This window comes from Nonomuraea sp. NPDC049419 (assembly GCF_040676995.1).
Taxonomy (GTDB): Bacteria; Actinomycetota; Actinomycetes; order Streptosporangiales; family Streptosporangiaceae; genus Nonomuraea; species Nonomuraea salmonea.
Genome location: NZ_JBFAQB010000017.1, coordinates 131,361 through 156,705, shown reverse-complemented (window position 1 = coordinate 156,705; position 25,345 = coordinate 131,361). Strand labels below are relative to the sequence as shown.

Genomic DNA, 25,345 nt, shown 5'->3' with positions numbered 1-25,345 from the left:
TCTAGTCCTGGGTGAAGTAGTCGGGGCCCGCGTAGCGGCCGGTGGCGAGCTTCTCGCGCTGCATGAGCAGGTCGTTGAGGAGCGAGGAGGCGCCCAGCCTGAACCAGTCGGGGGTCAGCCAGTCGTCGCCGGCGGTCTCGTTGACCAGCACGAGGTTCTTGATGGCGTCCTTCGACGTGCGGATGCCGCCCGCGGGCTTCACGCCCACCTGGCGGCCGGTGGCCTCGCGGAAGTCGCGTACGGCCTCCAGCATGATGAGCGTCACCGGCGGCGTGGCGGCCGGCGACACCTTGCCGGTGGAGGTCTTGATGAAGTCGGCGCCCGCCAGCATCGCCAGCCAGGACGCGCGCCGCACGTTGTCGTAGGTGGACAGCTCGCCGGTCTCGAGGATCACCTTGAGGTGGGCGGCGCCGCAGGCCTCCTTCACGGCGACGATCTGCTCGTAGACCTTCATGTACTGGCCGGACAGGAACGCGCCGCGGTCGATCACCATGTCGATCTCGTCGGCGCCGGCGGCCACGGCGAGCCTGGTGTCGCTCACCTTGACCTCCAGCGAGGTGCGCCCGCTGGGGAACGCGGTGGCGACGGAGGCGACCTTGACGCCGCTGCCCTTGAGCGCCTCGGCCGCGACGGCGACGAGGTCGGGGTAGACGCAGACGGCCGCGACGGAGGGCGCGTCGCCGCCGGGGCGCACGGCCTTGGCGCACAGCGCGCGCACCTTGCCGGCCGTGTCGGCCCCTTCGAGTGTGGTCAGGTCGACCATGGAGATGGCCAGGTCGATGGCCTGCGCCTTGGCCGTGGTCTTGATCGATCGGGTGCCGAGCATCGCCGCCCGCTGGTCGGCGCCGACCCGGTCGACGCCGGGCAGGCCGTGCAGGAATGCTCGCAGCGCCGCGTCGGATGAGGCGACGTCGGCAAGCGAGGTAGTCACAGTTGACACCTAGACAGCATCGCCGACCAGGGCCGCCTCCTCCAAACCGGATCACCTTAGGGCACGGCGGGCCTGGTCCTAGGGATGCGGGGAGGTCTGAGGCGGCCGGGCTAGGTATGCCGGAGGCGGCGCGACGGGAGAGATAGGGCATCCACCTGATGTGCGAGTCCGGGCCTTAGCCCGAATCTTGAATATGTCAGCAAGAAGCACAACATTTCAGGAGATTCTCGATGCATCCCGAGATCGAGTTCGAGTTCATGAAGAGCCAGGCCCGCGAGCTGCGCGCGGCCGCCGCCGAGCACCGCCTCGCCCGCGACGCCGAGCGGCGCAACAAGTCCGAGCGCCGCTCGCTCTTCGGCCGCCGCCGTCACGCATGACCGCCGCACGAGAGCCCGGCCACCCACTGCCACGTGGCCGGGCCTCCCAGCCCCCTTGAGACCGTGTCCAACAGCCGGACAAAAGCGTCGATAACAGCGGATGTGGCGTGACATGCTGGATGACATGCGGGGACGATCTGTCAGTCCCGTCTTCGTCGGGCGGGAAGAGGAGCTGACGGCTCTATCGGAAAGCCTCGACGACGCCAGGAAAGGCACACTGACCGCCGTCCTGCTGGGCGGCGAAGCAGGAGTCGGCAAGACGCGGCTGGTGCAGCGCTTCGCCGAGCAGTGCACGGCCGGCGGGGCCCACGTGCTCGTCGGCGGCTGCGTGGAGCTGTCGGCCGAGGGCCTCGCGTACGCGCCCTTCACCGCCGCCCTGCGCCAGCTCGTCAGGGAGCAGGGCCCGGCCGCGGTGACCGGGCTGCTGCCCGACGGCGCCGAGCGCGACCTCGCCCGGCTGCTGCCCGAGTTCGGCGAGCCGAACGGCGACGGCGAGACCGACACCGGCCGCGCCCGGCTCTTCGAGCAGTTCCTCACCCTCCTCGAACGCCTCGCGGACCACCGCCCCACGGTCCTCGTCATCGAGGACATCCACTGGGCCGACCGCTCCAGCCGCGACCTCATCGCCTTCCTCAGCCGCAACCTGCGCACCCCGCAGGTGCTGCTGGTGATGACCTACCGCTCCGACGACCTGCACCGCCAGCACCCGCTCAGGCCCGTGCTGGCCGAGCTGGGCCGCGTGCAGGGCGTGCTCCGCGTCGACCTGCCCCGCCTGTCCAGGGACGAGGTCGCCCAGCAGATGACGGCCATCCTCGGCAGGACCCCCGAGTACGCCAAGATCGAGAACGTCTACGAGCGCAGCGAGGGCATCCCGCTGTTCGTCGAGGCCATGCTGGAGAACGGTGACGGGTGCACGTTCCCCGACTCCATGCAGGACCTCATCCTCGCCTCCGTCGAGCGCCTGCCCGAGGAGACCCAGCGGGTGCTGCGGGTCGCCGCCGCGGGCGGCAACCGGGTCGGCCACGCGCTGCTCGCCGCCGTCAGCGGCCTGACGGACGTCGCGCTTGAGACCGCGCTGCGCCCCGCGATCGCCGGCAACGTGCTGCAGATCGCCGACAACCGCGCGTACGTCTTCCGCCACTCGCTCATCCGCGAGGCCGTCCACGACGAGCTGCTGCCCGGCGAGCACCAGCGCCTGCACGCGCGCTATGCCGAGGAGATCTCCAAGGACCGCACGCTCGTCCCGCCGGGAAGGGCCGCCGTCGAGCTGGCCCACCACTGGTACGGCGCCCGCGACGACCGCTGGGCCCTGCTGTCGGCCTGGGACGCCGCCCACAAGTCGTTCAAGACGTTCGCCTACACCGAGGCCCTGCAGCTGCTCGAACGCGTGCTCATGCTCTGGGACCGGGTCCCCGACGCGGCCGAGCTGACCGGCGTGGACCACACCGCCGTGCTCGAACGCGCCTCCGAGGCCGCCAACGCCGGCGGCGACGTGGACAAAGGGGTCAAGTTCGTCAAGGCGGCGCTCGCCGAGCTGGACGAGACCCGCGAGCCCGCCAGGGTGTCGCAGCTCATCGTGCGCAGGGCCGCGTTCAAGAACTCCAAGAACCAGCCCGGCGTCATCGACGACCTCAGGCACGCGCTGCGGCTCGTCCCCGAGAACACCCTCGACTGGGCCGAGGTCGTCACCCCGCTGAGCCGCCACCTGATGCTGCGCGGCGAGCTGGCGGAGGCCGACCGGCTCATCAGCGACGGCCTGCGCTGGGTCAGGGAGCACGGCGACCGCTGCCTCGAAGGCGACCTGCTGATGAACCAGGCGCTCGGCCACTCGCTGCGCGGGCAACTGGAGAGCACGACCGTCATCAACGAGCAGGCGATCGCGATCGGCCGCGAGCAGCGCAGCGGCCGCGTCATCAGCCGCGCGATCGGCAACCTGGTGGACACGCTGATCGACATGGGCCGCGCGGACGAGGCCCTGCGCCGGGCCGACGAGGGCTGGCGGGTCGCCAAGAAGTACGGGCGGCTGCGCGGCAGCGGCACGTTCATCCTGAACAACAGGGCCGAGGCGCTGGAGGCGCTGGGCCGCTGGGACGAGGCCGTCGAGACCGTCGAGACGGCGCTCAGCCACGGCCCCGTGCTGCGCACCCGCTATGCCCTGCTGCGCGTCCGCGCCGACATCGCGCTGGCCAGGGGCGAGATGCCGCTCGTCAAGGGCATCCTGTCGGAGATCGGGCTGTTCACGTCACGCGCGGAGGAGTTCGTCCAGGACATCATCAGCAACGCCAGGCTGCTCATCGGCTGGCACCTCACCCGGGGTGAGCCGGCCGCCGCGCTGGCCGCGGCCGAGCAGGTGCTGGCCCAGCCCAAGCGGTCGAGCAAGGCCATGCTGTCCTGGCGGCTGCTCGCGGTGCTGCGCAACGTGTGCGACGCGGCCCAGGAGACCGAGCCCGAACGCAGCGCCGCCGTGCGTGCGCACGCCGCCGAGGTGGCCGCTGGGTTGTCGGTGGACGGGCCCGTCGTGGAGGCGTACCGGCTGTCGTACACGGGCGACTTCGACGCCGCCGCGGCCGCGTGGGAGCGGCTGCGCCGCCCGCACAACCAGGCCAAGGCCCTGCTCAGGGCGGCGGGGGTGAGTGCGCGGTCCGGCGACAGGGAGGGCGCCGCGGCCCGGCTGAAGGTGGCGCTGCCGCTGGCCGAGGCGCTGCGCGCGACGCCGCTGATCGAGGAGATCGAGACGCTCTGCCGCCGGGTGGGCGGGCTCGACCTCGCCCAGGAGCCGTCGGAGCTGCTGACGCCGCGCGAGCTGGAGGTGCTGCGCCTGGTCACCCAGGGCCGGACGAACCGCGACATCGCCGCCGAGCTGTTCATCTCGGCGAAGACGGTGAGCGTGCACGTCTCGAACATCCTCGCCAAGCTCGGCGTCACGACGCGCGGCGAGGCCGCCGCCGCGGCCCACCGCCTGTCGCTGCTGAGCTGACGGAATGCCCTAGAAGATCGCCTCGGCCAGCATCACGACGCCGAAGACGGCGAACGCGGCGGCGGCGCCGTACTTGATGGCCTTCTCCGGCAGGTGCTTGCCGAGCAGCCGGCCCACCACGATGGCCAGGGCGTCGGCGGCGACCATGCCGATCGTCGAGCCGATCCACGTGCCCAGCCAGTCGTGCCGGGTGGCCAGCGTGATCGTGGCCAGCATCGTCTTGTCGCCCAGCTCGCTCAGGAAGAACGCCACGGTCACCGCGATCACGGCGTTCCTGGTGGTGCGGCGGGCCTTGCTCTTCTCTTCCTCGGTCAGCTCGTCGCCACGCAGCGTCCACACCGCGAAGCCGAGGAAGGCGATTCCCGCCACGATCGAGATGGCCGTGGTGGGCAGCGCGGTGCCGATCAGCCCGCCCAGGGCAACGCTCGCCAGGTGGACGGCGGTGGTGGCGATCGTGATGCCGGCCAGCACGGGCCAGATCTTGAACCGGGTCGCGAACGTCATGGCCATCAACTGGCTCTTGTCGCCCAGCTCGGCGATGAAGATCGCGCCGAGACTGATCCAGAACGCTTCCAAGAGAGGGGGTCCCCTTCCGCGCGACCGGACCGGAAGCGCGGCACCGAGGGGATTTCGGGCACGACATTCGGCCCGGCAACGCCTCGTCAACATGGCTTGCCAGGCCGAAGGTCTCGTCCGCCCGCGAAGGCCCGCATGACCGGGCGCCCTGAGGCGCCAGTGTGTCGATCACACGATTGGGACTACTCCCCTTCGGTAATTCCAGAACACCCTAACAGCAGCCCGCCCGTGGCTATTCCCCCAGGGTGCAGCCCACCATCACCGGCTCGTTGACGAGCGTGACCCCGAACTTCTCGCGCACGCCGTCGCGCACCTCCCTGGCCAGGGCCAGCAGGTCGCGCGTGGTGGCGGCGCCGGTGGGGTTGGTGAGGGCGAGCGTGTGCTTGGTCGAGATGCGCACGGGCCCGCGCTCGTAGCCCTTGGCGAAGCCCGCCTGCTCGATCAGCCACGCGGCCGGCACCTTGACCAGCCCGCCGGGCACCTCCCACTGCGGATGCCCCGGCGCGCGGACCGCCAGCTCCGCCGCCTGCTCGGCGGTCAGAATCGGGTTGGTGAAGAACGAGCCCGCGCTGCGCGTGTCGGGATCGTCGGGGTCGAGCACCATGCCCTTGCCCCTGCGCAGCGCCAGCACGGCCTCTCGGGCCTCAGCGAGCGGCACCCGGCCTCCCGCCTCGGTGCCGAGCCTGCGGGCCAGCTCCTCGTACGCCAGCGGCCCCGACAGCGCGGACACGTCGAGCGTGTATGTCACCGCGAGCACCACGTAACGCGAGAGGTCACGCTTGAAGACGCTGTCGCGGTAGGAGAACCCGCACTGCCGCGCCTCGATGTCCACGACCTGCCGGGTGAGCCGGTCGTAGGCCCGCACGCACCGGACGGTCTGGGCCACCTCCTGCCCGTAGGCGCCGACGTTCTGGATCGGCGTCGAGCCGACCTGCCCCGGCACGCCGGACATGCACTCGATGCCCGACCAGCCCTCGCTGACCGCGCGGGCCACCAGGGCGTCCCAGTCTTCGCCGGCCTCGGCGGTCACGACGATCTGCTCACGGTCGCGGGTGAACGTGACTCCCTCGGTGGCGACCTTGATGACCAGCCCGTCGAAGCCCTCGTCAGCCACCACGAGGTTGCTGCCCCCGCCGAGCACCAGCGTGGGGGTCGAGGTCCTGTCGGCCTCCGCGACCAGCGAGACGAGCTGCTCCGCCGATGTGGCTTCGGCGAAGTCTCGGGCGGGGCCTCCCAGGCGCAGCGTGGTGTACGGCGCGAGCATCTCCATGACCGACAAGCTTATGAGGCATGCAGCCTGCGCAGCACCTCGTCGTGGTTGCGGCGTGACTCGCGCTCCAGATAGTCGGCGGGGACGTCGTGCGGTTGCAGCGGCAGCACCGGCGGCCGTCCCTGGGGCACCACCAGGTCGCCCGGCAGGGCCAGGGAGAGCTCCAGGTCGGCGTGGCGGCCGTAGTGGGCGTCCTCGGGCAGCGCGGTCAGGGCCTGCGCCCGCCGTACGGCGATGATGCCGCCCGTGAGCGCCCGCACCTTGCCGGGGCCCGCCTCCAGCCACGTACGCTCGTCGTCGGCCGGCTCCGCGCCCCGCCACCCGGCCGCGACCGCGCCCTCGTTGACCGCGGCCACGAGCGGGGTCAGCGCGTCGCCGTGCAGCTCCAGGCCGGTCTCCATGAGGACGTGCACTTCGGAGTCGTCCAGGTGCAGCAGCTTCGCGCGGCTCTCACCCCAGGTGGCGGTGCCGCCGCGCCAGTGCGGGGTCTCGGCCACGTGCCAGGCGGTGATCCGCTCGGGGTGCCGCTGCGCCAGCTCGGCCAGCACGTCTCCGGCGCCGTCCACGTTGCCCAGGTCCAGGGCGAGCACCTTCGCCCTGGTGTGCGCGATCACCGACTCCAGGCAGCGCCTGACGTCCTCGGGCCAGCCGTCCACCAGCACGCCGACGCACTCCGTCACGTCCTGCGTCGCCACGCGCTGCCGCTCGACGTTCACGCCGAGGTCGTCGAGCCGGTTGGTGGCCAGCGTGCCGTCCCAGGTGCGCTGGGCATGCAGCATCTCGTCACCGGGAGCGCCGTGCTGGCCGGGGTCGCCGGAGAAGCCCAGCTCGGCGGCCGGGTTCATGCGGGCGTGGGTGCCGCGCGTCCCCACCCCGGACGCCCGCCTGCCTTCCACCCCGGTAGTCGCACCGGTACGCGCACCGCCCGCCGTGTCACGCCCGGTGCCGGTGCCGCCCGCGACCTGCTCGATGCGGGCGGCCTTGAGATGTCCTGGGGGTCTCGCGTCGGTCACGGCGGAAACGGGGATCGATCGAACCGTGGGCCAAATGTGTCGTACGGCTTCACTCATAGGGTCACGCGCTACCCGAGACCCGCCCACTTATCACTGAGCGTTTAAGCGAGCCGGACGACCGCGCGGGCCGGGAAGCGAGTCACGCGAGCCGGACGACCCACGCGGCCGGGAAACGAGTCACGCGAGCTGGACGACCGCGCGGGCCTTGGAGAGCACCCTCGCGTCGCCCGACGTGGCGGTCAGCCCGATGACCACCCGCTTGTCGGGCAGCTTGTCCTCGACGACCCCGCTCACCGTGATCGTCGCGCCCCTGTCGTCGTCCGGCACGACCACCATCGACGAGAACCGCACCCCGAAGTCCACGACCGCCCCCGGATCGCCCGCCCAGTCGGTGACGAACCGGCCGGCCTGCGCCATCGTGTACATGCCGTGCGCGATCACGTCGGGCAGCCCGACCATCCTGGCGAAGCGCTCGTTCCAGTGGATCTGGTTGAAGTCGCCCGAGGCGCCGGCGTACATCACCAGGTCCAGGCGGCGCACCCGGTAGTCCACGGCCGGGATCTCCTGCCCGACCTCGACCTCGTCGTACTTCACGGCAGCGCCCATCTCAGCTCGCCCCTCCGCGCTCGACGATCGTGTTGTAGGTCACGCAGACCGGCTCGCCCTCGACCGTGCGCACGTCGCTCCTGACGGTCAGCAGCTCGTTGTGCCCGGCGGTGCGGATGTCGGTGATGGCGGAGGTGATGACCAGCTCGTCACCGGCGTGGATCGGGCGGACGTACTCGAAGCGCTGCTCGCCGTGGACGACCATGGCGAGGTTGAGGCCCAGGTCGGGGTCCACGAGCGCCTCGCCGCCGCTCTGCAGGCTGAAGACGATGGGGAACGTGGGGGGCGCGATGACGTCGGGGTGGCCGGCGGCCCTGGCGGCCTCGCGGTCGCGGTAGAGCGGGTTGTTGTCGCCGATGGCGGCCGCGAACTCTTTGATCTTCACCCGGCTGACCTCGTACGGGGCACTGGGCGGATACGTTCTGCCCACGAAGTCACGGTTCAAGGCCATGGTTGCTCCCTCGCATGTCTCCGTACCGGCGTCAATGAGCGAGACGCTAACAGAACAACGTTCGGCTGTCCCTACGATGAAAGCCTTTTTGCCGAGGGCACGGAACCGGGGCCTCAGACACGACGAACCGGCGCCCTGCGAAGGGACGCCGGTTGTGCGTTATGAGAGATATGGAGGCAGAAGCCCTGCCCGGAGAACCTAGCGGGTCTCGCGGTGCGCGCGGTGGCAGCGGCAGTTGGGGCAGTACTTCTTCAGCTCAAGCCGATCCGGGTCGTTGCGCCGGTTCTTCCGCGTGATGTAGTTGCGGTGCTTGCACTCCTGGCAGGCCAGCGTGATCTTCGGCCTAACGTCGGTGGCAGCCACTTGGGAGTGCCTTTCTACGTTCGGGACATGGACACGCCCGTGCCCAGGTCGGTGGACCTGGGCTAGGGCAGTAGCGGAGGCCGGACTTGAACCGGCGACACAACGATTATGAGCCGTTTGCTCTGCCTGACTGAGCTACTCCGCCTTTGAGCCGGAACGACCCGGCCCGTAGAGGATACCCGAAGCGGTGAGCACGTGAGTAACTCGCCCGATCGGGTGGGGTGCTCCCAGTATGCCTCAGGAACCCCCGTCAATCGAAATCGTTTGTGCGGCATCCCCCATGCCGCACCACGCGAGGGTGATCAGCGTAGCAGCGCCACCCGACCGCCGCGAACCCGCACGCGCCCGCCACCCTGCCCTGACGGTCCCGGGCCTTGACGGTCCCGGCGCGAATCCGCGCCGCCCCCCGGCCGCTCCCCCCAGCGGGCGGGTCCGGACAACGAAAAACGCCCGGCTCCGAAACCCGGAGCGGGCGTGATGTCGGTGCGAAGTGGAGCCCCCAAACGGAATCGAACCGTTGACCTTCTCCTTACCATGGAGACGCTCTGCCGACTGAGCTATAGGGGCCTGTCCGGCGCTGCGGACAGGTGTAACCATACACGGCACTCACCGATGATGCGAACTCGTTCGGCCCTCTCCAGAAGAGCCCGCCGAAGCACCCGCCGAAGAGCCCGTCACGGGGTCCGTCACGGGGCCGACCGGCCGCCGCCGCGGGAACTCGACGACCTCGCACAGATCGGCCAGATCGACGAGCGAGGCCACCTCCGCCACGGACGTGCAGTCGGCGACCACCCACCCGTTTCTGCGCACCCGCAGCACCTGCCGCCCCGCGCGCACGGCTCCGACGACCTCCCAGCCGTCGACGCCGACCCAGCGCCTTCCCGTTGGCCTTTCCACAACGGCACAGAGTAGCCCTGGGGTCTCTCATTTTTCGTCGCGCACCACGCGTTACCGGCATACCGAATCGGTAGGAGCCGGGCGTTCAGTACCGGTAGAAGCCGGCGAGGTCCTTCTTCTCGGCGATGGAGTCGACGCGCACCACGGCCCCGGTCTCGGGGGCGTTCATCATCCTGCCGCCGCCGAGGTAGATGCCGACGTGGTGGGTCCTGATCCGCTTCTTGCCGATCTTGCCGAAGAAGACCAGGTCACCCGGCTTGGGCCGGCTGACCCGGCGCATCCTGCGTACGTGCGCGTCGGTGTTGCCGGGGCCCAGCACGTCGCGGCCGTGAGCGAGCGCGTACACCCAGCGGGTGAAGCCGGAGCAGTCGAGCCCGCGCGTCTTGGCGGCCGGGCAGGGCTTGATCGAGCCGCGGTAGCCCCTGCAGGTGCCCTTGGACGGTCCGGGGTCGGGAGCGTGGCCGCCGCCCCAGGAGTAGGCGATGCCGCGCTGCTGGATCTCGTACGCGAGCCGCACGGTCAATGGGGGCAGGGACAGCCCCAGTGGCACTGATGCCGTGACCAGTGCCATGACCGATGCCAGGGCGGTCAGCAGGAGCAGCGCCGCCGTCACGGCTGACCGCCGCCTCATTCCGCCCCCCAAACACCGATTTATCGGGCTTTAAGGGTAAGTTTCACCGATCCCACCGTCACGTTCATCCCGACCGTGCCCTTCGACTTCCTCGGCTTGGTCGTGAACACGAAGGTGATCTTCTTCCCGCGCGGCAGCTCCTTGACCACGCAGCGCACCGCCGTGCCGCTGAACGTGCAGCCAGGCGCCTTCACCACGCGCTGCCCGCCGAAGGCGCGGCCGGACAACTTGACGTTCGTGACCGGGTGCGGGCCGGTGTTGCCGATCGTGACCGCGTACGACGTCCTGCCGCCGACCCGGCCCGACACCCGCACCTCGGCGGGCGGGTTGGCCAGCTCCTTCAGGCTCGGCTCCGAGCCGTTGAACGCGTTGCCGCCGCCGACCAGCGGCCCCTTCTCCGCCGACTGCCAGAACGTGTGCTTCTTCCAGCTCTTCGGCAGCTCGCCCGGCTCGCTCCCCCAGCGGGCCAGCCAGAGCGGGTTGGCGGCGAACTTCTTGGAGTCGCCCGTACACGTACGCCACCAGCTCGTGGTGGTGTAGATGATCGCCCGCCGCCCGGTGGCCTCGTGGTACTTCTTCGTCCAGTCCGTGATCCAGGTGACCATGTCCTTGGCGGACAGGCCGTAACACGAGTTCTTGCCGTTCTTCGACTGGTACGGGTTGTCCTCCAAATCGAGCACACCCGGAAGTGTCTGGCCGTCGCTGACCCAGTTACCGCCGTTCTGCAGGAAATAGTCGGCCTGCGCTGTCCCATCGGATTCGTGCGGTTGCGCGAAGTGATATGCGCCGCGGATGAGACCGGCCGCGGCGGCGCCGCCGTACTGGGAGTCGAAAATCGGATTGCGATAGTTCGTACCCTCGGTGGCCTGCACGAACGCGAATTTCCCGCCACCGGCCACGACGGCGGGCCAGTCGATCTCGCCCGTCCAATTACTGACGTCCACGCCGGGCACGTCATCGGCGGCATGGGCGACGCCGGTCATGCCGATCGAGGCGATCACCGTAGATAACAACAGACGTTTCACGCCGGTGATCATTCCGGACCCTTACACCATTTCGCAAGCTCGGAAATATCAACGTCTTTTGTGGTGCCCACCCGCTGGACCGGGCCCAGTGCCAAAGGCCGCGCCCCGGCCGCCCATTCGGCCCATCGCTCGTCCCCGACCTCGTCGTCGTGGTGCACGGGATGCCGTACGCGGCTCTCGTACCGGCTCCTGGCGAGGTCGAGCGGGACGTCGCACCAGACCTCGCGCACGTGCGGGCCCGGCTCGACGCCCGCCCGCCGCAGCCCGGCCTCCACCACCGGCCGCAGCGGCGCAAGCCAGGGGCTCTCCAGGACCGCGCCGGGCCCGGCGGTGGCGAGCAGCGTCCACAGGCTCTCGGCCGCGGCCCTGCCGAGATGCCTGCTCCACTCGCGCGGCTCCAGGCTCTCGGGACGCGGGATCGAGTCGGCCAGGGTCTCCTTCAGCAGGTCCTTACCGAAGACCGGCAGCCGCAGCCGCCGGCCGAGCCGGCGGGCCAGGGTGCTCTTTCCTGAGCCCGGGAGTCCGTTCACGAGGACGACCAGTTCGCACATGACGGGCATCGTCGCAAAAAATCTTCATGACGTAGGGAGAAACCGCACTTCAGCGGCCGGAAATCGGCTTATGTCAAGGACGTGGGAATGACGTCGTTTTCGCAGGTCAGAGGCATTTGTGTACGTGACATTCACGTTTGCTGAAATCCGATCCGGCGCCCAAACTTGAGCCGACCCACGAATGCGGCCCCGACCAGGGGTTTCTTCGTCATGCCCGCAGGAGGCCGACCATGATCCACACACGGGGACTGACCCGTGACTTCAAGGTGAAGAAGGAGACCGTCACCGCCGTACGCGGCATCGACCTCGACGTCGAAGCCGGCCAGCTCGTCGCGTTCCTCGGCCCGAACGGCGCGGGGAAGTCCACCACCCTGCGGATGCTCACCACGCTGCTGCCGCCCACCTCGGGCACCGCCACCGTGGCAGGCCACGACGTGGCCGCCGACCCGAGGGCGGTGCGCTCCCGCATCGGCTACGTCGGGCAGCGCAACGGCGCGGGCGAGGACCAGCTCGTCCGCGACGAGCTGGTCTCCCAGGGCCGCTGCTACGGCCTGCGCCCGAAGGAGGCGGGCGCCCGCGCCGACGAGCTGCTCGACCTGCTGGAGCTGACCCCGCTGGCCAAGCGGGCGCCGGGCACGCTCTCGGGCGGGCAGCGCCGCCGCCTCGACATCGCGCTCGGCCTCATCCACCGCCCCGACCTGCTGTTCCTCGACGAGCCCTCGACGGGGCTCGACCCCAAGAGCCGCGCCGACGTCTGGCGGCACATCCTGCGGCTGCGCGAGACGTACGGGACGACGCTGTTCCTGACCACCCACTACCTGGAGGAGGCCGACACCATGGCCGAGCGGGTGGTGATCATCGACAACGGCCTGATCATCGCGGACGGGACCGCGGAGCGGCTCAAGAACGACCTGGCCGGCGACCACATCACGATCACCACCGGCACCGAGCGCGAGGCCGCGGCGGCGGCCGGGATCGGCGGCGGCAGCGCCGAGGGCACCACCGTGCGGCTGCGGGTCGCCCAGGCCCCCGCCGCGCTGCCCGACTACCTGCGGGCGCTCGACGCCGCCGGCATCAAGGTCACCACGGCCGAGACCACCCGCCCGACCCTCGACGACGTGTTCCTGACTCTCACGGGGAGAAGCATCAAAGATGACGACGTTCCTGCGTGACACCGCCACCGTCTTCACCAGGGAGCTGCGGCCCAGCCTGCGCAACCCGGCCGCGATGCTGTTCGACATGGGGCAGCCGCTGCTGTTCCTGTTCCTGTTCGGGTCGTTGCTGGGCGGGGCGGTCGGGTCGTCGTGGCAGTGGTTCGTGCCGGGCATCCTGGTCATGATGTGCCTGACCGGGCCGATGAGCTCCGGCTACACGCTGCTGGTCGAGCTGATCGGCGGCGCGATGGAGCGCATGATGGTGACGCCGCTGAGCCGTACGGCGATGCTGGTCGGCAAGAGCATGAAAGCGGTGGTCACGCTGGTCGTGCAGGCCGTGCTGATCATCGTGCTGGCGCTGCCGCTCGGGTTCGAGCTGCACGCGGCGGGGGTGCTGGCCGGGCTGGCACAACTGGCGATCTTCGGGGTGGGGCTGGGGGCGCTGTCGTTCGTGCTGGCGATGAAGTCGGTGCCGAGCGGCACCCTGTTCTACGTGGTCAGCCAGTCGCTGCTGTTCCCGTTGCTGCTGCTGTCGGGGGTGCTGCTGCCGCTGGAGACCGCGCCGGGGTGGCTGAAGGTGCTGGGGCAGATCAACCCGGTCACGTACATCGTGGACGCCCAGCGCGCCCTCTTCGCCGGGAACCTGGCCGCGCCCAGCGTCCTGTACGGCACGCTCACCGCCTGCGTCGTCGCCGCGATCGGCCTCTACCTGGGCAACCGCGCCATGAGCAAGGGTCTCTGAGCCGTTTTGACACCCGCGCGCGGCGGGGACCAGAGTGAGCCGGTGACTCAAGTGCTGGCCACGCTGACCGTGCCGTGGATCCCGGTGGCCCACCGCCTCGAGGTCGTCAGGACCGCGAGCCTGCCGCCCGACGGGCGGACGACGTCGGCGTTCGCGTTCGTGTCCGACTCCGCCGGCCGCACGCTGATGACGTGCGTCGATCGCGTGGGCCGCGGCTGGGACATTCCGGGCGGCCACCTGGAGCCCGGTGAGGGCGCCGTCGAGGCGGCGGCCAGGGAGCTCCATGAGGAGACCGGGCTGCGGCTGCCGCCGTCCGCCCTGTCGGTCTTCGCCTGGCAGCGCATCGAGCTGCTGGAGCCGCCGCCCGCCGGCTACCGCTACCCCTCGCTGGCCTACATGGTGATGTGCCGGGCCGCGCTGCCGGGGCCCGGCGCCGCCACCCGCCCGCCGGCCGGGTCCGAGAGCACCAGGGCGGCGTGGCTCACCCGGGCCGAGATCGACCGCCTCTGCGGCGAGCAGACGTGGTCGCTGCTGCTCTAGACGCTGTGCGCCCGCTCCAGGTCGTCGTCCGGCCGGTAGAGGCGCTCGGGGATCGTCGCCAGCGTCGAGCGGTGCACCTGGGGGCCCAGGCCGTACAGGTGCTGGAAGCTCATGATGAGCGGCCGCCAGGCGTCCGGGTCGATGCGGTCGTCCGTGCCCGTCATGCGGATGCCCTCGTGCACCCAGACGCGCTGCACCCGCACCTCGAACGCCAGCACGCCGCCGTCGTCGACGGCGTGGTGGCGCTCCAGCACGGCCTCCATGGCGACCGGGCACTCGGCCGCGCGGGGCGGCGCCACCGTCTCCGAGGCGAGCGGGGTGAGCCCGGCGCGGCCGAACTTGTCGCGGACGAACCGGTATCCCCGCCGCTGCTTGCCCTCGGGCACGGGGTCGGAGCCGGTGGTGAGCGCCAGCCGGTCCACGGCGGCGGCGAGCGCGTCCGACGGCAGGTTCAGCACGCACTCGCGGGTGCGCAGCAGGTTCTGCGCGGTCTTGGCGCGCCGGCCGAGGCCGAGCACGGCCCGCCAGCCGAGCCAGAAGGCCGACGACATCGGGGCCAGGTTGGGCGTGCCGTCCTCGTTCGCGGTGGAGATCAGGACGACGGGGGTGCCGAAGTAGAGGATGTTCGGCTCGATCGCGGTGTGAGCGTGGACGGTCGTGGTCATGAACGTCCACTGTCGCGGGTGCTCACCGCGTGCGCTGGCGGCCTTCGGACCTCGCGTCAGCCGCAGAACGTCCGCACCGCGATGCCCATGACCTCCTCCGTCGACGGGTTGCGGGTCGAGGGGTTGAGCGAGAGGGTGAGCGACTTGCCGGTGTCGGAGCGGAAGACGAAGGTCAGGTAGCCGATCAGCTCGCCGCTGTGCCCCCAGACCGTGCCGCACGGCAGCTTGTACGCCTGCAGCCCCAGCCCGTAACCGAACCCGGCCCCCGTCTCGACGGTCGTGCGCATGGCGCGCAGCGACTCGGCGCTGGTCAGCTTGCCGCCCAGCAGCGCCGCCATGAACCGCTCGAGGTCGGCCGCGGTCGAGATCATCTCGCCGGCCGCCCAGTCGAGCGACGGATTCATCCTGGTCGCGTCCACCAGCTTGCCGTCCACCGGCTCGTACCCCTTGGCATGCGGCGACGGCACCCCCGCCCTGTTCCCCGGCACCAGCGTGTGCCGCAGCCTCAGCGGGCGCAGGATGCGGCGCTCGACCTCCTTCCCGTACGGGCGGCCGGTCAGCTTCTCCACCAGCAGGCCGAGCACCACGTAGTTGGTGTTGGAGTAGTGCCACTTCCCGTCGTCGGGCAGCTTCTTGGCGAAGGCCACCTTGAGCAGGTCCTTCGGCCGGTACGAGCGGAACCTGGCCGTGCCGCGCCACCGGTTGGTGGAGTGGCCGGGCTCGCTCATGTAGTCGTACAGGTGGCTCGTGTGGTCGAGGAGCGCCCGGACGGTGATCTTCTCGCCGCCGGGCACCAGCCCTGGCAGGTGATCGGCGATGGGGTCGTCGAGGCGCACCTTGCCCTCGTCCACGAGCTGGAGCACCACAGTGGCGACGAAGGTCTTGGTCACGCTGCCGATCCTGAAGTAGCCGTTCGGCGCGGGCTTGCCGGCGCGGCGCAGGTCGCGTACGCCGGCGGCGCCCGCCCATGTCTTCCCGCCGTCGGTCACGCGGGCCAGCGCGGCCGTCGCGCCCTTGCCCGCGACGATCTTCTCCAGGTCCTGGCCCACCCCCGGGCTCGCCGTCGCCACACTCGCCGCCACCAGCACGTTCATCAGCGTCTGCATCATGATCCCCAACGCTAGGGACCGCCGGATCGCGGCAGAATGCGGTGCTCCGTCCACTTCCCCTGCGGAAAACCGCAGGGCGGGAGGCGCTGGTGGAGGTGGCGACGGGGCGGCGGTGGACGTACGCGGAGTTCGACGCCGCCGTGAACGAGGTGGCGCTCGGCCTGCTCGCGCGCGGCATGGGTCGGCATCTGGGCGCCGAACTGCGCCGAATGGGTGCTCACGCAGTACGCCACCGCCAAGATCGGCGCATCGTCGTCGTCGGCCGAATCAAAGACGTGACCCTGCGCGGCGGTGAGACGATCAGCGGTCGCGGCCAGATGGCGCGGGTTCGCCACATGCTACCCGCGCGAGTCCCCCCGCTGAGCGCGACCCCTCAGGCGTCGGCAGGGGCGTAGCTCGCCAGGATCACGCCCGACGACCACGTCTCCGACCCGGTCAGCTTGAGCGGGTGCGTCGGCGTGTCCTCGAACAGTCGCTGCCCGCGTCCCACCGCGATCGGGTGGACGAGCAGGTGCAGCTCGTCCAGCAGGCCGTTGGCGAGCAGCCACCGCACGGTCGTCGCCGACCCCGACATCTGCAGGTCGCCCTCGCTCCGCTCCTTGAGCTCGCGCAGCCCGGCGGCGACGTCGCCCGAGATGACGGTGGTGTTGGCCCAGTCGGCCTTCTCCAGGGAGCTGGAGACGACGAACTTCCTGGCCTCGTTGAACGTCGCGGCGATCTCCGGGTCGGCGTCGGTGGTCGTCCAATAGCTGGACCACTCGTCGTACAGCTTCCTGCCCATCAGGAAGCCGTACGCGCTCTCCATCCCCGCCTGGACGAACGCTCCCATCTCATCGCACCAGTACGGAAAGTGCCACTGGTCCGGCGACTCGACCACGCCGTCCACCGAGATGAAGAAGCTCGACACGATCTTGCCCACGGTTGGGTCCTCTTTCCTTCTTTCGCTTTCGTCGATGAACGAGACACTAGGCGGCCGAGTCCCTGCCGGTCTTGTACAGAACCGACAGCGGCGCTTTCCTGGTGGCATGAGCGGTAGGTGGCCCGTCCCGCGCCTGCGGCGGCCTGAGTGAGTGCGGGGTCAGGGACGCGTACGCCGCGCTGGAGAAGCGCCGATGACGACCCGGGACGCGGCACCGGCGACGGCGACTCCTGCGGCTGCGGCTGCGGCGACGCGTAATGCGGATGCGATGGGCGGCGCCCCTCTGGCGCGCCGCCCGAAGGGTCGCCGCCGCCCTGCGCGCAGCGGCCGGCCCACAGGGAGCCGGGCTGCGGTGTGAGGGGGTGCGGGTGTCGTCGGCCGACGGGGAGGCTGCCGGGCAGGAGGTCTTTCACCTTCACCTCCATGTGGTGCCGCGTTATCCGGGTGACGGGATCGTGCTCGCCGCCGGTGGGCGGCGGCGGGCGCGGGGCCTGCTCGACCGTGACGCGGCGCTCATCCGGGACGCGCTGCCCGGCTGAGCAACGAGCTCCGAGAGAGGTGGTGACTAAGCGCATAGTCAGCTCTAGACTGCGAGTACGAAACACTCGCGGCAAGAGGTCACGACCAGGTGGCCGGCGGGCTCCGCGGGCGGCATCGATACCACGCACTCGGAGTCGAAGGGGGCGAGGGTCGCGGATGGCCCGACGGCAGGCCCGATTCACCGCGCAGGACTTGGCGGCAGATCCCCGGCTGCGTGACCACTCTCCCGATCTGTGGAGGGCGGACCTCGGGGAGGTGCAGCGCGGCCTGCTGTCGTCGGCGGTGCGCTGCTTCGCCGCCAACGGCTTCCACGCCACGACGACGCGCGACATCGCCGAGTGCGTCGGGCTCAGCCCGGCCGCGCTCTACGTGCACTTCCCGTCGAAGGAGCTGGTCCTGTTCGAGGTGATCAGGGCCGGTCATGAGCGGGTGCTCGCGCACATCAGGGACCCGGCGATCGTGGCGCTTGAGGGCTCGGCGGAGCGGCTGCGGGCGATCGTGTCGGCGTACACGGTGTGGCATGCCCGTCACCACGTGACGGCGCGCGTCTGCCAGATGGAGCTGAACCATCTGACCCCCGAGCACTACGGCGAGATCGTGGAGCTGCGCCACCAGACCAACGGCTACTTCAGGGGCGCGGTGGCGCGCGGCGTGGCGGACGGGTCGTTCGCGAAAGTCGACGTCAAGCGGGTCACGCGGGCGATGTTGTCGCTGACCATAGACCTGGTCCGGTGGTACCGGCTGGACGGGGCCGACTCCCCTGAGCAGCTCGGCGAGTTCTATGCCGACCTCGCGCTGAAGCTGCTGGCGCCGGACGGCGAATAGTCCGGCCACCGGTTGACAAGCGACCGTTCACGGACTGACTATGCGCTTAGTAACCTGGCGGACTCCGATCAGACCCCTGCTCGTTGTGCTCTGGAGGCCCCATTGCATGCCCTGTCGCAGGACCTGACCACCCTTCCACGCCCACGACCCGCCGGCCCGCATGCGTGACCATGCCGTGCCCGCGCCCCGGCCAGCGCCCCGGCCCGCACCCCGGGCAGCGCCCCCGACAGCGCCCCCAGCAGCGCCCCCAGCAGCGCCCCGGCCAGCGCCCCAGGGCGTGCCCCAGACTGTGCCGCCGCCGACCCCCCGCACCCGGACGGACGCGCCGATGACCGTGCAAATGACCGTGCAAACCCCCCTCGCATCGTGCAACGTCTTCCTCGACCTGCTGGCCAGGGAGGCCGCGCCGGTCGAGTTCGAGGAGCCGGTGGCCTCGGCCCGCGCGGCGGGCGCGACCCCTGAGACGCTGGCCCAGCTGGAGGCGGCCAAGCTGACCGCGCTGCGGGTGAGCGCCGGCATGCGCAGGCAGGCGCGCCGCGAGGCCGAGCTGACCGCGCTGTTCGACCTGGCCGGCGACCTGGCCGGGCTGCGCGACCTCGACGCGATCCTGGAGGCGATCGTGCGCCGCGCCAGGCGGCTGCTGAACGCCGACATCGCGTACGTGACGCTCAACGACGACGAGTGCGGCGAGACCCGCATGCGCATGACGGACGGCTCGATCTCGGCCGCGTTCCGGCGGCTGCGGATCCCGCTGGGCGACGGGCTCGGCGGGCTGGTGGCGCAGACCGCGATGCCGTACAGCACCGAGCACTACCTGCGCGACCCGCAGTTCAGGCACCAGGCGTTCATCGACGCGGCGGTGGCCGAGGAGGCGCTGGTGGCGATCCTGGGCGTGCCGATGCGGGTGGGCAGCCGGGTGATCGGCGTGCTGTACGCGGCCAACCGCACCGAGCGGCCGTTCGCGCCCGAGCAGGCGGTGCTGCTGGGCTCGCTGGCCGCGCACGCGGCGCTGGCCATCGGCACCGCGCGGCTGCTGGCGGAGACCAGGGCGACGGTCGAGGAGCTGGACGCGGTCAACGGGCGGCTGCGGGCGCGCGGCGCGGCGATCGAGCGGGCGGCGCAGGCGCACGACCGGATGACGGCGCTGGTCGTCAAGGGCGGCGACGCGGGCGACGTGGCGGCGGTGGTCACCGAGGTGCTGGGCGGCACCCTGTACGTGCTGGACGCGGCCGGCCGCTGCCTGGTCGCCTCGGGCGGGGCGGTGCCGCCGGCCGAGGACGACCTGCCGGCCGTCACCGCCGCCGCGCATCCCCGGGGCGGCACCACCCGCCACGGCGACCTATGGGTCACCCCGATCTCGACGCCCGGCGAGGTGCTGGGCACGCTGGCCCTGCGTACGGACGCCGACCTGGACGACGCCGACCGCCGCATCCTGGAACGCGCCGCCCTGGTGACGGCGCTCGCGATGCTCCTGCGCAGAAGCCCGGCGGAGGCGGAGGCGCGCGTCCAGGGCGAACTTCTGGACGACCTCCTGGACGGCAAAGTGGGTCAAAGGACCGGCGGCTGGTCCGACGGCTGGGCGACGGACGGGGCGACGGACGGGGTGACGGACGGGGTGACGGACGGGGTGACGGGCCGGACCGGCGGCGGCGCGGCGGATGGGGTGCCGGGGCTCGAAGCGCGGATCCGGCGCGTGGGTTTGGAGCGCGACGTGCCCTACGTGGTGCTGTCGGCGCGCTGCGCCTCGCCCAGGCATCGCGGACGGGCCGCGTTCTGGGCGGCGTCGTATGCGGCGGCGGCGCACGGGCTGGCGGCGGCGCGCGGCGAGGAGGTCGTCCTGCTGCTGCCCGGCGACGTGCCAGGTGAGACGGCACGACGGGTGGCCAAGGAGCTGGGGGCGGCGCTGGCGGCGCCGGTGACGGTCGGCGCGGCGGGCCCGGTGCGCGACCTGTCCGGGGTGCCCGCCGCGCACCGGGAGGCCAGGCGCTGCGCCGACACGCTGCTCGCGCTCGACCGCATGGACGACGGCGCCGACGCCCGCGAGCTGGGCTTCGTCGGCCTGCTGATCGGCGCGCACCGCGACGCCAAGGGGTTCCTGGAGGCGACGCTGGGCCCGGTGCTGGATTACGACGCGCGCCGGGGCACGTCGCTGGTGCGGACGCTGGAGACGTACTTCGGCAGCAGGTGCGCGCTGTCCAGGACGGCGGAGCGGCTGCACGTCCACATCAACACCGTTCACCAGCGGCTGCATCGGGTGAGCCGCCTGCTGGGCGAGGACTGGCAGGAGCCGGAGCGGGCTCTGGAGATCCAGCTGGCGCTGCGCCTGCATCGGCTGCGGAGCTGAGCGGCGGCGCGGTACGGCGGGTGGCGAGCAGGTGGCGGACGGTCCCCCAGATGCCGCGGCGGAACAGCAGCACGATGACGATGAAGATGGTGCCGGTGACGATGCCGATGCCCTCGAACCCGGCGGTGGCGAGGAAGTCCTGGAGCTGGACGACGATCGCGGCGCCGATGGCACCGCCCCACAGCGTGCCGATGCCGCCGAGGATGACCATCATCACGACCTGGCCCGAGGTGGTCCAGTAGAGGCCGTCGAGCGAGGCGAAGCCGTGCCCGATGGCGAAGACGCCGCCGGCGACGCCCGCGAGCGCGGCCGACAGCACGAACGCGAGCAGCCGGTAGCGCTCGACGGGGTAGCCGAGTGCGCGGGCGCGGGAGGGGTTGTCCCTGATGGAGACCAGCACCCGGCCGAACGGCGAGCGCACGATCCGCCAGGCGGCGGCGAGGCCGAGCAGCACGAACGGCAGGCCCGCGTAATAGAAGGAGAAGGGGTCGTTGAGGTCGAGGCCGAGCAGGTCGCGCGGGATGCCCTGCAGGCCGTTCTCGCCGCCGGTGACGCCGCGCCACTGGTTGGCCAGGAAGTAGAGCATCTGGGCGAAGGCCAGGGTGACCATGGCGAAGTAGATGCCGGTCAGGCGTACCGAGAGATAGCCGATGGGCAGCGCGAGCAGCGCCGCGAACGCCGCGCCGCCGATGATCGCCACCGGGAACGGCAGCCCGCCGTGCAGCACGATCAGCCCCGTGGCGTACGCCGACCCGCCCCAGAACGCGGCATGCCCGAACGACAGCAGCCCGGTGAAGCCGAGCAGCAGGTCCACGGCCGCGGCGAACAGCGCCCAGCAGACGATGTCGAGCGCGACCGGCGGGTAGATGAGCCACGGCAGGACGAGGGCGGCGACGAGCCCGGCCACCAGGAGCACGATCCCGCCCCTGCCGGAGCGGGCCAGCCTGGACATGATCACCGGTACGCCTCCTCGCGTCCGAACAACCCGGCGGGCCGCCACAGCAGCACGGCGGCCATCAGGATGAAGACGAGGATCTGGGAGAGCGCGGGCACGTAGAGGTTGCCCAGCGCCGACACCAGCCCCACGGCGAACCCGGCGGCGACGGAGCCGAACACCGAGCCGAGCCCGCCGATCACGACCACGGCGAAGACCGTGATGATCAGGTCGGCGCCCATCAGCGGGTTGACCGCGCGCATCGGCGCGGCCAGCACCCCGGCGAAGGCGGCCAGCGCGATCCCGAACCCGAACACCGGCGTCACCCAGCGGCCGACGTCGATGCCGAGCGCGCGGGTCAGCTCGGGCCGCTCGGTCGAGGCTCTGACGATCATGCCGACGCGGGTCCTGGTGAGCACCACCCAGACCGCGAGGCACATCAGGACCGAGACGCCGAGCACGAACACCTGGTACGCCGGGTAGGTGAACAGCCCCAGATCCACTGTGCCCTCCAGGGCGGGCGGCCGGGGGTAGGGCTGGGAGTTGACGCCGTACTCGCGGCGGATGAGGTCCTGGAGTATCAGCGCGAGCCCGAACGTGAACAGGAAGTTGTAGAGCGGGTCGAGCGGCGCGAGCCGCCGGATGAACAGCCGTTCCAGCACCGCGCCCGCCACGCCGAGCAGCAGCGGCACCAGCGCGAGCGCCACCCAGAAGTTCAGCCCGAACGAGTCGAGCGCGATGAACGCGCCGAAGGCGCCGAGCATGTAGAACGCGCCGTGGGCGAGGTTGACCACGCCCAGCATGCCGAAGATGACGGCCAGGCCGAGGGCGAGCAGGGCGTAGAACGACCCGCCCACCAGCCCGTTGAACGCCTGCTGGAGCACGCCGGCCGCCTACAGCTTGCAGGCCGGGTCGGGCTGCGGCTGGAACGCCTCAGCGGCCGGGATGGTCTTGAGCACCTTCTCGTAGTCGTACGGCTCCTTGACCTCGCTCTTCGCCTTGACCTCCGTCAGGTACGCGTCGTGCAGCAGCAGGTGGTCCTGAGCGCGGATGGTGCCGTTGCGGACGAACATGTCCTCCATGGAGTGGCCTTCGAGCTGCGCGACCACCTTGTCGGAGTTGTCGGTGCCGGCGCGCTGCACGGCTTCCAGGTACTGCAGGGCGGCCGAGTAGTTGGCGGCCATGTTGGAGGTGGGCCGCTTGCCGACCTTGGCCTGGAACTTGTCGGCCCAGGCGCGGGTCTGCTCGTCGAAGGTCCAGGCCCACATGGTGGTGTAGCGGGTGCCGGCGAGGGCGTCGGGCCCGAGCGAGTGGATGTCGCTCATCGACAGCAGGCCGAGCGCGAGCTGCACGCCCTTGTCGCGCAGCTTGTACTCGTTGTACTGCTTGACCAGGTTGATCAGGTCACCGCCGGCGTGCATGGTGCCGAGCACCTGCGGCTTCGGGTCGAGTCCGGGGGCCTTGAGCAGGAACGTGGAGAAGTTGTCGTTGGGGAACGGCGTCGGGTCCGACTGCACCACGGAGCCGCCGGCCCCCTGGATGGCGGTGCTGAATGTCTTGTTCATGTCCTGCCCGAACGCGTAGTCGGGGTAGACGATGTACCAGTTCTTCGCGCCGTCCTTGGTGACCTCGGTGCCGGTGCCGTGGGCCAGCATGTAGCTGTTGTAGCCGTAGTGGAAGGTGTACTTGTTGCACGCCTTGCCCTCCAGCTCGGTGCTGGCGGCGCCGACGTCGATGAAGACCTTCTTCTTGTTCTTGGCGACCGTGGCGACGGCGAGCGCGGCCGACGAGGTGGGCACGTCGAGGATGACGTCGGCGTGCTCGCGGTCGTAGAGCTCCTGCGCCTTGGAGTTGGCGATCTCGGGCTTGTTCTGGTGGTCGGCGGCCACCACCTCGACCTGCTTGGCCACCGCCTTGTCGCCGTATTTGGCGCGGTAGTCGTCGACCGCCATCTTGACGGCCTCGACCGTGCTGCGGCCCGAGGTGTCGGCGTAGATGCCCGACTGGTCGTTCAGCACGGCCAGCACCACCCCGCCGTCGCTGATCGCGCCGCCGCCACCGCCGGGCCCGCCGCCGCATCCGGCCAGCACCAGCGTCGCGGCGGCCAGCCCGCCGCTCCAGCCCGTGATTCTCATGTGCGGCATCTCCTCTACCGTTCTGTCTTCCTCAGGGGTGGCGAATCGTCCATATGTCGTCAGATTCCGAGGTATTCGAGGAGCTGGTGCTCGCGTTCGCGCACCTGGTCGCGGTCGAGCGACTCGACGATCCGCCCTTCGGCCAGCAGGTAGTGGCGGTCGGCGACCGTCGCGGCGAAGTGCACGTTCTGCTCGACCAGCAGCACCGTCGTGCCCGCCGCGCGCACCTCGCGCAGGATCTCGCCGATGCGCTGCACGAACAGCGGCGACAGGCCCTCGGTCGGCTCGTCGCAGAGCAGCAGCCTGGCGCCGGTGCGCAGCACCCTGGCCAGCACGAGCATCTGCTGCTCGCCGCCCGACAGCGTGGTGCCGGGCGAGCGGCGCCGCTCCTTCAGATGCGGGAACGTCTCGTAGACCCGCTCCAGCGACCACGGCGCGGGGCCGCCGCCCTTGACCGGCGGCGCCAGCGTCAGGTTCTCCTCCACCGACAGCGTCGCGTAGATGCCGCGGTCGTCGGGGACGTAGCCGAGGCCGCGCCGGGCCCTGGCATGCGGGGGCAGCGCGGTGATGTCGGCGCCGGACAGCGCGATCGTGCCGGTCGTCCTGCCGTACGTGCCGTGCAGGCCCATCAGGCAGCGCAGCAGCGTGGTCTTGCCGGCGCCGTTGCGGCCGACCAGGGTGACGATCTCGCCCTCGTCGACCCGCATGGACACCTCGCGCAGTGCCTGCGCCTCGCCGTACCAGGCGGACAGTCCTTCAACGCGCAGCATCGGAGTCTCCGAGGTAGGCGGTGATGACGCGGGGGTCGTGGCGGATCTCGGCGTACGCGCCCTCGACCAGCACCTTGCCGTGCTGCAGCACGGTCACCCGGTCGGCGAGGCTGGCGACCACGTTCATGTTGTGCTCCACCATGACGACGGTGCGGCCCGCGCGGATCGTGCGGACGAGCTCGATGGTGCGGTCCACGTCCTCGACGCCCATCCCGGCGGTCGGCTCGTCGAGCAGCAGCACCTTGGGGTCCATGGCCAGCGCGAGCGCCAGTTCGAGCGCCCTCTTGCGGCCGTACGACAGCGAGCCGGCGGGGACGCCCGCGTGGCCCGCGAGCCCGACCCGGTCCAGCAGCTCGGCGGCGGGCGCGGCGAAGCGGTCCAGTGCCCGGTCGGAGCGCCAGAACCGCCAGCCCAGGCCCGTCGGCCCGGCCAGCGCCAGCTCGACGTGCTGCTGCGGGGTCAGGTCGGTGAACAGGCTGGTGATCTGGAACGAGCGCGCCACGCCGAGCCGGCTGATCGCCTCGGGGCTGCGGCCGGCCAGCTCGCGGTGCCCGTCGATCACCACGCTGCCCGCCGTGGGCTTCAGGAAGCCGGTGAGCAGGTTGAACAGGGTGGTCTTGCCGGCGCCGTTCGGCCCCACCAGCGCGTGTACGCTGCCCTCGGCCACGTCGAGATCGACGCCGTCCACGGCGCGGAACCCGCGGAACTCCCTGACCAGCCCGCGCGCCCGCAGCACCGGCCCGGCGGGCGGGCTCGCAGCCTGCGCCGCGGGACCTGCGGACCCCGTGGGTCCTGCTCCCATGCGCCCTCCTCACGTGTCACAACGCGACCTCGGACACCGTGAACGCTAGGTCGCGCCCACGACGGCGGACCAGGTGAGGCACCCACACATTCGGACCGCCCGCTATGCGGTGACACACACCGGTACGCGGCATCCGTCGCCTGTTCCGGCTTTCCGGCCGGCCGATCGGGCTCTCACCGGCGAACCGATGGACACCCT

General features: G+C 71.0%; 27 protein-coding genes, 2 tRNA genes and 1 pseudogene. 9 read left to right on the top strand and 21 right to left on the bottom strand.

The window, feature by feature from the left end; all coding sequences use genetic code 11:
* Position 1: 1 nt before the first annotated feature.
* Entirely contained in the window at positions 2-931 is a 930-nt protein-coding gene (gene deoC / locus AB0K12_RS36395) for a deoxyribose-phosphate aldolase (protein ID WP_364571581.1), read from the bottom strand.
* Positions 932-1,161: 230 nt separating this feature from the next.
* Here deoC and AB0K12_RS36390 point away from each other — a divergent pair, with 230 nt between their 5' ends.
* Both AB0K12_RS36390 and AB0K12_RS36385 read left to right on the top strand, forming a co-directional pair.
* Positions 1,162-1,308, top strand: a complete 147-nt coding sequence (locus AB0K12_RS36390) for a hypothetical protein (RefSeq protein ID WP_364571579.1) — start codon at positions 1,162-1,164, stop codon at positions 1,306-1,308.
* Positions 1,309-1,432: 124 nt separating this feature from the next.
* Positions 1,433-4,285, top strand: coding sequence for an AAA family ATPase (locus tag AB0K12_RS36385; protein ID WP_364571577.1), 2,853 nt, complete (start codon positions 1,433-1,435; stop codon positions 4,283-4,285).
* 9 nt (positions 4,286-4,294) lie between these two features.
* Here the strand turns inward: AB0K12_RS36385 and AB0K12_RS36380 are convergent, their stop codons facing one another.
* From AB0K12_RS36380 to AB0K12_RS36325, 12 genes are all read right to left on the bottom strand, one after another.
* Complete coding sequence (locus AB0K12_RS36380; protein WP_364571575.1) at positions 4,295-4,861, bottom strand: TMEM165/GDT1 family protein; 567 nt, start codon at positions 4,859-4,861, stop codon at positions 4,295-4,297.
* Between the two features lie 232 nt (positions 4,862-5,093).
* Positions 5,094-6,131: a UDP-N-acetylmuramate dehydrogenase gene (locus tag AB0K12_RS36375; RefSeq protein ID WP_364571573.1), complete on the bottom strand. Its 1,038-nt coding sequence runs from the start codon at positions 6,129-6,131 to the stop codon at positions 5,094-5,096.
* Positions 6,132-6,142: 11 nt separating this feature from the next.
* Positions 6,143-7,144, bottom strand: coding sequence for a hypothetical protein (locus AB0K12_RS36370; protein WP_364571571.1), 1,002 nt, complete (start codon positions 7,142-7,144; stop codon positions 6,143-6,145).
* Positions 7,145-7,321: 177 nt separating this feature from the next.
* Positions 7,322-7,750, bottom strand: coding sequence for a MaoC family dehydratase (locus AB0K12_RS36365; protein WP_364571569.1), 429 nt, complete (start codon positions 7,748-7,750; stop codon positions 7,322-7,324).
* 1 nt (position 7,751) lies between these two features.
* Positions 7,752-8,201: a MaoC family dehydratase N-terminal domain-containing protein gene (locus AB0K12_RS36360; RefSeq protein ID WP_364571567.1), complete on the bottom strand. Its 450-nt coding sequence runs from the start codon at positions 8,199-8,201 to the stop codon at positions 7,752-7,754.
* A 198-nt stretch (positions 8,202-8,399) separates the two neighbouring features.
* Positions 8,400-8,564, bottom strand: coding sequence for a 50S ribosomal protein L33 (gene rpmG / locus AB0K12_RS36355; RefSeq protein WP_019632658.1), 165 nt, complete (start codon positions 8,562-8,564; stop codon positions 8,400-8,402).
* A 71-nt stretch (positions 8,565-8,635) separates the two neighbouring features.
* Positions 8,636-8,709, bottom strand: a tRNA-Met gene (locus tag AB0K12_RS36350).
* 346 nt (positions 8,710-9,055) lie between these two features.
* Positions 9,056-9,131 (bottom strand) — tRNA-Thr (locus AB0K12_RS36345).
* Positions 9,132-9,170: 39 nt separating this feature from the next.
* Positions 9,171-9,461: a hypothetical protein gene (locus AB0K12_RS36340; protein ID WP_364571565.1), complete on the bottom strand. Its 291-nt coding sequence runs from the start codon at positions 9,459-9,461 to the stop codon at positions 9,171-9,173.
* A gap of 85 nt (positions 9,462-9,546) precedes the next feature.
* A complete protein-coding gene (locus tag AB0K12_RS36335) occupies positions 9,547-10,092 on the bottom strand; it encodes a C40 family peptidase (RefSeq protein ID WP_364571563.1) in 546 nt (181 codons plus the stop codon).
* Between the two features lie 20 nt (positions 10,093-10,112).
* Positions 10,113-11,117 carry a lysozyme gene (locus tag AB0K12_RS36330; RefSeq protein WP_364571561.1) on the bottom strand — a complete coding sequence of 335 codons (1,005 nt, stop codon included), beginning with the start codon at positions 11,115-11,117 and terminating at the stop codon, positions 10,113-10,115.
* Positions 11,118-11,125: 8 nt separating this feature from the next.
* Positions 11,126-11,668 (bottom strand): AAA family ATPase, encoded by a 543-nt coding sequence (locus AB0K12_RS36325; RefSeq protein WP_364571559.1) that lies wholly within the window; start codon positions 11,666-11,668, stop codon positions 11,126-11,128.
* A gap of 230 nt (positions 11,669-11,898) precedes the next feature.
* Between AB0K12_RS36325 and AB0K12_RS36320 the strand changes: the two genes are divergently transcribed.
* Genes AB0K12_RS36320 through AB0K12_RS36310 form a run of 3 tightly spaced genes read left to right on the top strand, consistent with a single transcriptional unit; the run spans position 11,899 to position 14,104 of the window.
* Positions 11,899-12,840, top strand: coding sequence for an ATP-binding cassette domain-containing protein (locus AB0K12_RS36320; RefSeq protein ID WP_364571557.1), 942 nt, complete (start codon positions 11,899-11,901; stop codon positions 12,838-12,840).
* Positions 12,821-13,564, top strand: a complete 744-nt coding sequence (locus AB0K12_RS36315) for an ABC transporter permease (protein ID WP_364571555.1) — start codon at positions 12,821-12,823, stop codon at positions 13,562-13,564. The genes AB0K12_RS36320 and AB0K12_RS36315 overlap by 20 nt, the downstream gene beginning before the upstream one ends.
* 42 nt (positions 13,565-13,606) lie before the next feature.
* The gene (locus tag AB0K12_RS36310) at positions 13,607-14,104 is read left to right on the top strand and encodes an NUDIX hydrolase (protein WP_364571553.1); all 498 of its coding nucleotides are present in this window, start codon (positions 13,607-13,609) and stop codon (positions 14,102-14,104) included.
* On the opposite strand, the gene AB0K12_RS36305 is transcribed toward AB0K12_RS36310, so the two are convergent.
* Together AB0K12_RS36305 and AB0K12_RS36300 are read right to left on the bottom strand one after the other, a co-directional pair.
* Positions 14,101-14,769 carry a flavin reductase family protein gene (locus tag AB0K12_RS36305; protein WP_364571551.1) on the bottom strand — a complete coding sequence of 223 codons (669 nt, stop codon included), beginning with the start codon at positions 14,767-14,769 and terminating at the stop codon, positions 14,101-14,103. The genes AB0K12_RS36310 and AB0K12_RS36305 overlap by 4 nt on opposite strands.
* 56 nt (positions 14,770-14,825) lie before the next feature.
* Positions 14,826-15,878 carry a serine hydrolase domain-containing protein gene (locus tag AB0K12_RS36300; RefSeq protein WP_364571549.1) on the bottom strand — a complete coding sequence of 351 codons (1,053 nt, stop codon included), beginning with the start codon at positions 15,876-15,878 and terminating at the stop codon, positions 14,826-14,828.
* Between the two features lie 89 nt (positions 15,879-15,967).
* Here AB0K12_RS36300 and AB0K12_RS36295 point away from each other — a divergent pair, with 89 nt between their 5' ends.
* Positions 15,968-16,273, top strand: coding sequence for a hypothetical protein (locus AB0K12_RS36295; RefSeq protein WP_364571547.1), 306 nt, complete (start codon positions 15,968-15,970; stop codon positions 16,271-16,273).
* On the opposite strand, the gene AB0K12_RS36290 is transcribed toward AB0K12_RS36295, so the two are convergent.
* On the bottom strand, positions 16,252-16,797 hold the full coding sequence (locus AB0K12_RS36290; protein ID WP_364571545.1) for a dihydrofolate reductase family protein: 546 nt from the start codon (positions 16,795-16,797) through the stop codon (positions 16,252-16,254). The genes AB0K12_RS36295 and AB0K12_RS36290 overlap by 22 nt on opposite strands.
* A gap of 257 nt (positions 16,798-17,054) precedes the next feature.
* Here AB0K12_RS36290 and AB0K12_RS36285 point away from each other — a divergent pair.
* The 3 genes and pseudogenes from AB0K12_RS36285 to AB0K12_RS36275 all read left to right on the top strand — a co-directional run.
* Positions 17,055-17,180 (top strand): annotated as a pseudogene (locus AB0K12_RS36285) (hypothetical protein); the annotation flags it as partial.
* 349 nt (positions 17,181-17,529) lie between these two features.
* On the top strand, positions 17,530-18,162 hold the full coding sequence (locus AB0K12_RS36280; RefSeq protein WP_364571543.1) for a TetR/AcrR family transcriptional regulator: 633 nt from the start codon (positions 17,530-17,532) through the stop codon (positions 18,160-18,162).
* Positions 18,163-18,502: 340 nt separating this feature from the next.
* On the top strand, positions 18,503-20,506 hold the full coding sequence (locus AB0K12_RS36275; protein WP_364571541.1) for a GAF domain-containing protein: 2,004 nt from the start codon (positions 18,503-18,505) through the stop codon (positions 20,504-20,506).
* On the opposite strand, the gene AB0K12_RS36270 is transcribed toward AB0K12_RS36275, so the two are convergent.
* From AB0K12_RS36270 to AB0K12_RS36250, 5 genes are read right to left on the bottom strand one after another with little or no spacing between them, the layout of a single operon-like run.
* A complete protein-coding gene (locus AB0K12_RS36270) occupies positions 20,388-21,458 on the bottom strand; it encodes a branched-chain amino acid ABC transporter permease (protein ID WP_364571702.1) in 1,071 nt (356 codons plus the stop codon). The two genes, AB0K12_RS36275 and AB0K12_RS36270, sit on opposite strands and share 119 nt — an antisense overlap.
* A 2-nt stretch (positions 21,459-21,460) precedes the next feature.
* The gene (locus AB0K12_RS36265) at positions 21,461-22,324 is read right to left on the bottom strand and encodes a branched-chain amino acid ABC transporter permease (protein ID WP_355416738.1); all 864 of its coding nucleotides are present in this window, start codon (positions 22,322-22,324) and stop codon (positions 21,461-21,463) included.
* A gap of 9 nt (positions 22,325-22,333) precedes the next feature.
* Positions 22,334-23,575 carry an ABC transporter substrate-binding protein gene (locus AB0K12_RS36260; protein ID WP_364375481.1) on the bottom strand — a complete coding sequence of 414 codons (1,242 nt, stop codon included), beginning with the start codon at positions 23,573-23,575 and terminating at the stop codon, positions 22,334-22,336.
* A gap of 59 nt (positions 23,576-23,634) precedes the next feature.
* On the bottom strand, positions 23,635-24,345 hold the full coding sequence (locus AB0K12_RS36255) for an ABC transporter ATP-binding protein (protein WP_364571538.1): 711 nt from the start codon (positions 24,343-24,345) through the stop codon (positions 23,635-23,637).
* A complete protein-coding gene (locus AB0K12_RS36250; RefSeq protein ID WP_364571536.1) occupies positions 24,332-25,147 on the bottom strand; it encodes an ABC transporter ATP-binding protein in 816 nt (271 codons plus the stop codon). The genes AB0K12_RS36255 and AB0K12_RS36250 overlap by 14 nt, the downstream gene beginning before the upstream one ends.
* Positions 25,148-25,345: the final 198 nt, after the last annotated feature.

Excerpts from the sequence above, each read along its gene's own strand:
- AB0K12_RS36335 (WP_364571563.1), bottom strand. The coding sequence starts at position 10,092 with ATGAGGCGGCGGTCAGCCGTGACGGCGGCGCTGCTCCTGCTGACCGCC.
- AB0K12_RS36300 (WP_364571549.1), bottom strand. The coding sequence starts at position 15,878 with ATGATGCAGACGCTGATGAACGTGCTGGTGGCGGCGAGTGTGGCGACG.
- AB0K12_RS36255 (WP_364571538.1), bottom strand. The coding sequence starts at position 24,345 with ATGCTGCGCGTTGAAGGACTGTCCGCCTGGTACGGCGAGGCGCAGGCA.
- AB0K12_RS36390 (WP_364571579.1), top strand. The coding sequence starts at position 1,162 with ATGCATCCCGAGATCGAGTTCGAGTTCATGAAGAGCCAGGCCCGCGAG.
- AB0K12_RS36365 (WP_364571569.1), bottom strand. The coding sequence starts at position 7,750 with ATGGGCGCTGCCGTGAAGTACGACGAGGTCGAGGTCGGGCAGGAGATC.
- AB0K12_RS36305 (WP_364571551.1), bottom strand. The coding sequence starts at position 14,769 with ATGACCACGACCGTCCACGCTCACACCGCGATCGAGCCGAACATCCTC.
- AB0K12_RS36250 (WP_364571536.1), bottom strand. The coding sequence starts at position 25,147 with ATGGGAGCAGGACCCACGGGGTCCGCAGGTCCCGCGGCGCAGGCTGCG.
- AB0K12_RS36320 (WP_364571557.1), top strand. The coding sequence starts at position 11,899 with ATGATCCACACACGGGGACTGACCCGTGACTTCAAGGTGAAGAAGGAG.
- AB0K12_RS36270 (WP_364571702.1), bottom strand. The coding sequence starts at position 21,458 with ATGTCCAGGCTGGCCCGCTCCGGCAGGGGCGGGATCGTGCTCCTGGTG.
- AB0K12_RS36315 (WP_364571555.1), top strand. The coding sequence starts at position 12,821 with ATGACGACGTTCCTGCGTGACACCGCCACCGTCTTCACCAGGGAGCTG.
- AB0K12_RS36275 (WP_364571541.1), top strand. The coding sequence starts at position 18,503 with ATGACCGTGCAAACCCCCCTCGCATCGTGCAACGTCTTCCTCGACCTG.
- AB0K12_RS36375 (WP_364571573.1), bottom strand. The coding sequence starts at position 6,131 with ATGGAGATGCTCGCGCCGTACACCACGCTGCGCCTGGGAGGCCCCGCC.
- AB0K12_RS36325 (WP_364571559.1), bottom strand. The coding sequence starts at position 11,668 with ATGTGCGAACTGGTCGTCCTCGTGAACGGACTCCCGGGCTCAGGAAAG.
- AB0K12_RS36385 (WP_364571577.1), top strand. The coding sequence starts at position 1,433 with ATGCGGGGACGATCTGTCAGTCCCGTCTTCGTCGGGCGGGAAGAGGAG.
- AB0K12_RS36260 (WP_364375481.1), bottom strand. The coding sequence starts at position 23,575 with ATGAGAATCACGGGCTGGAGCGGCGGGCTGGCCGCCGCGACGCTGGTG.
- AB0K12_RS36360 (WP_364571567.1), bottom strand. The coding sequence starts at position 8,201 with ATGGCCTTGAACCGTGACTTCGTGGGCAGAACGTATCCGCCCAGTGCC.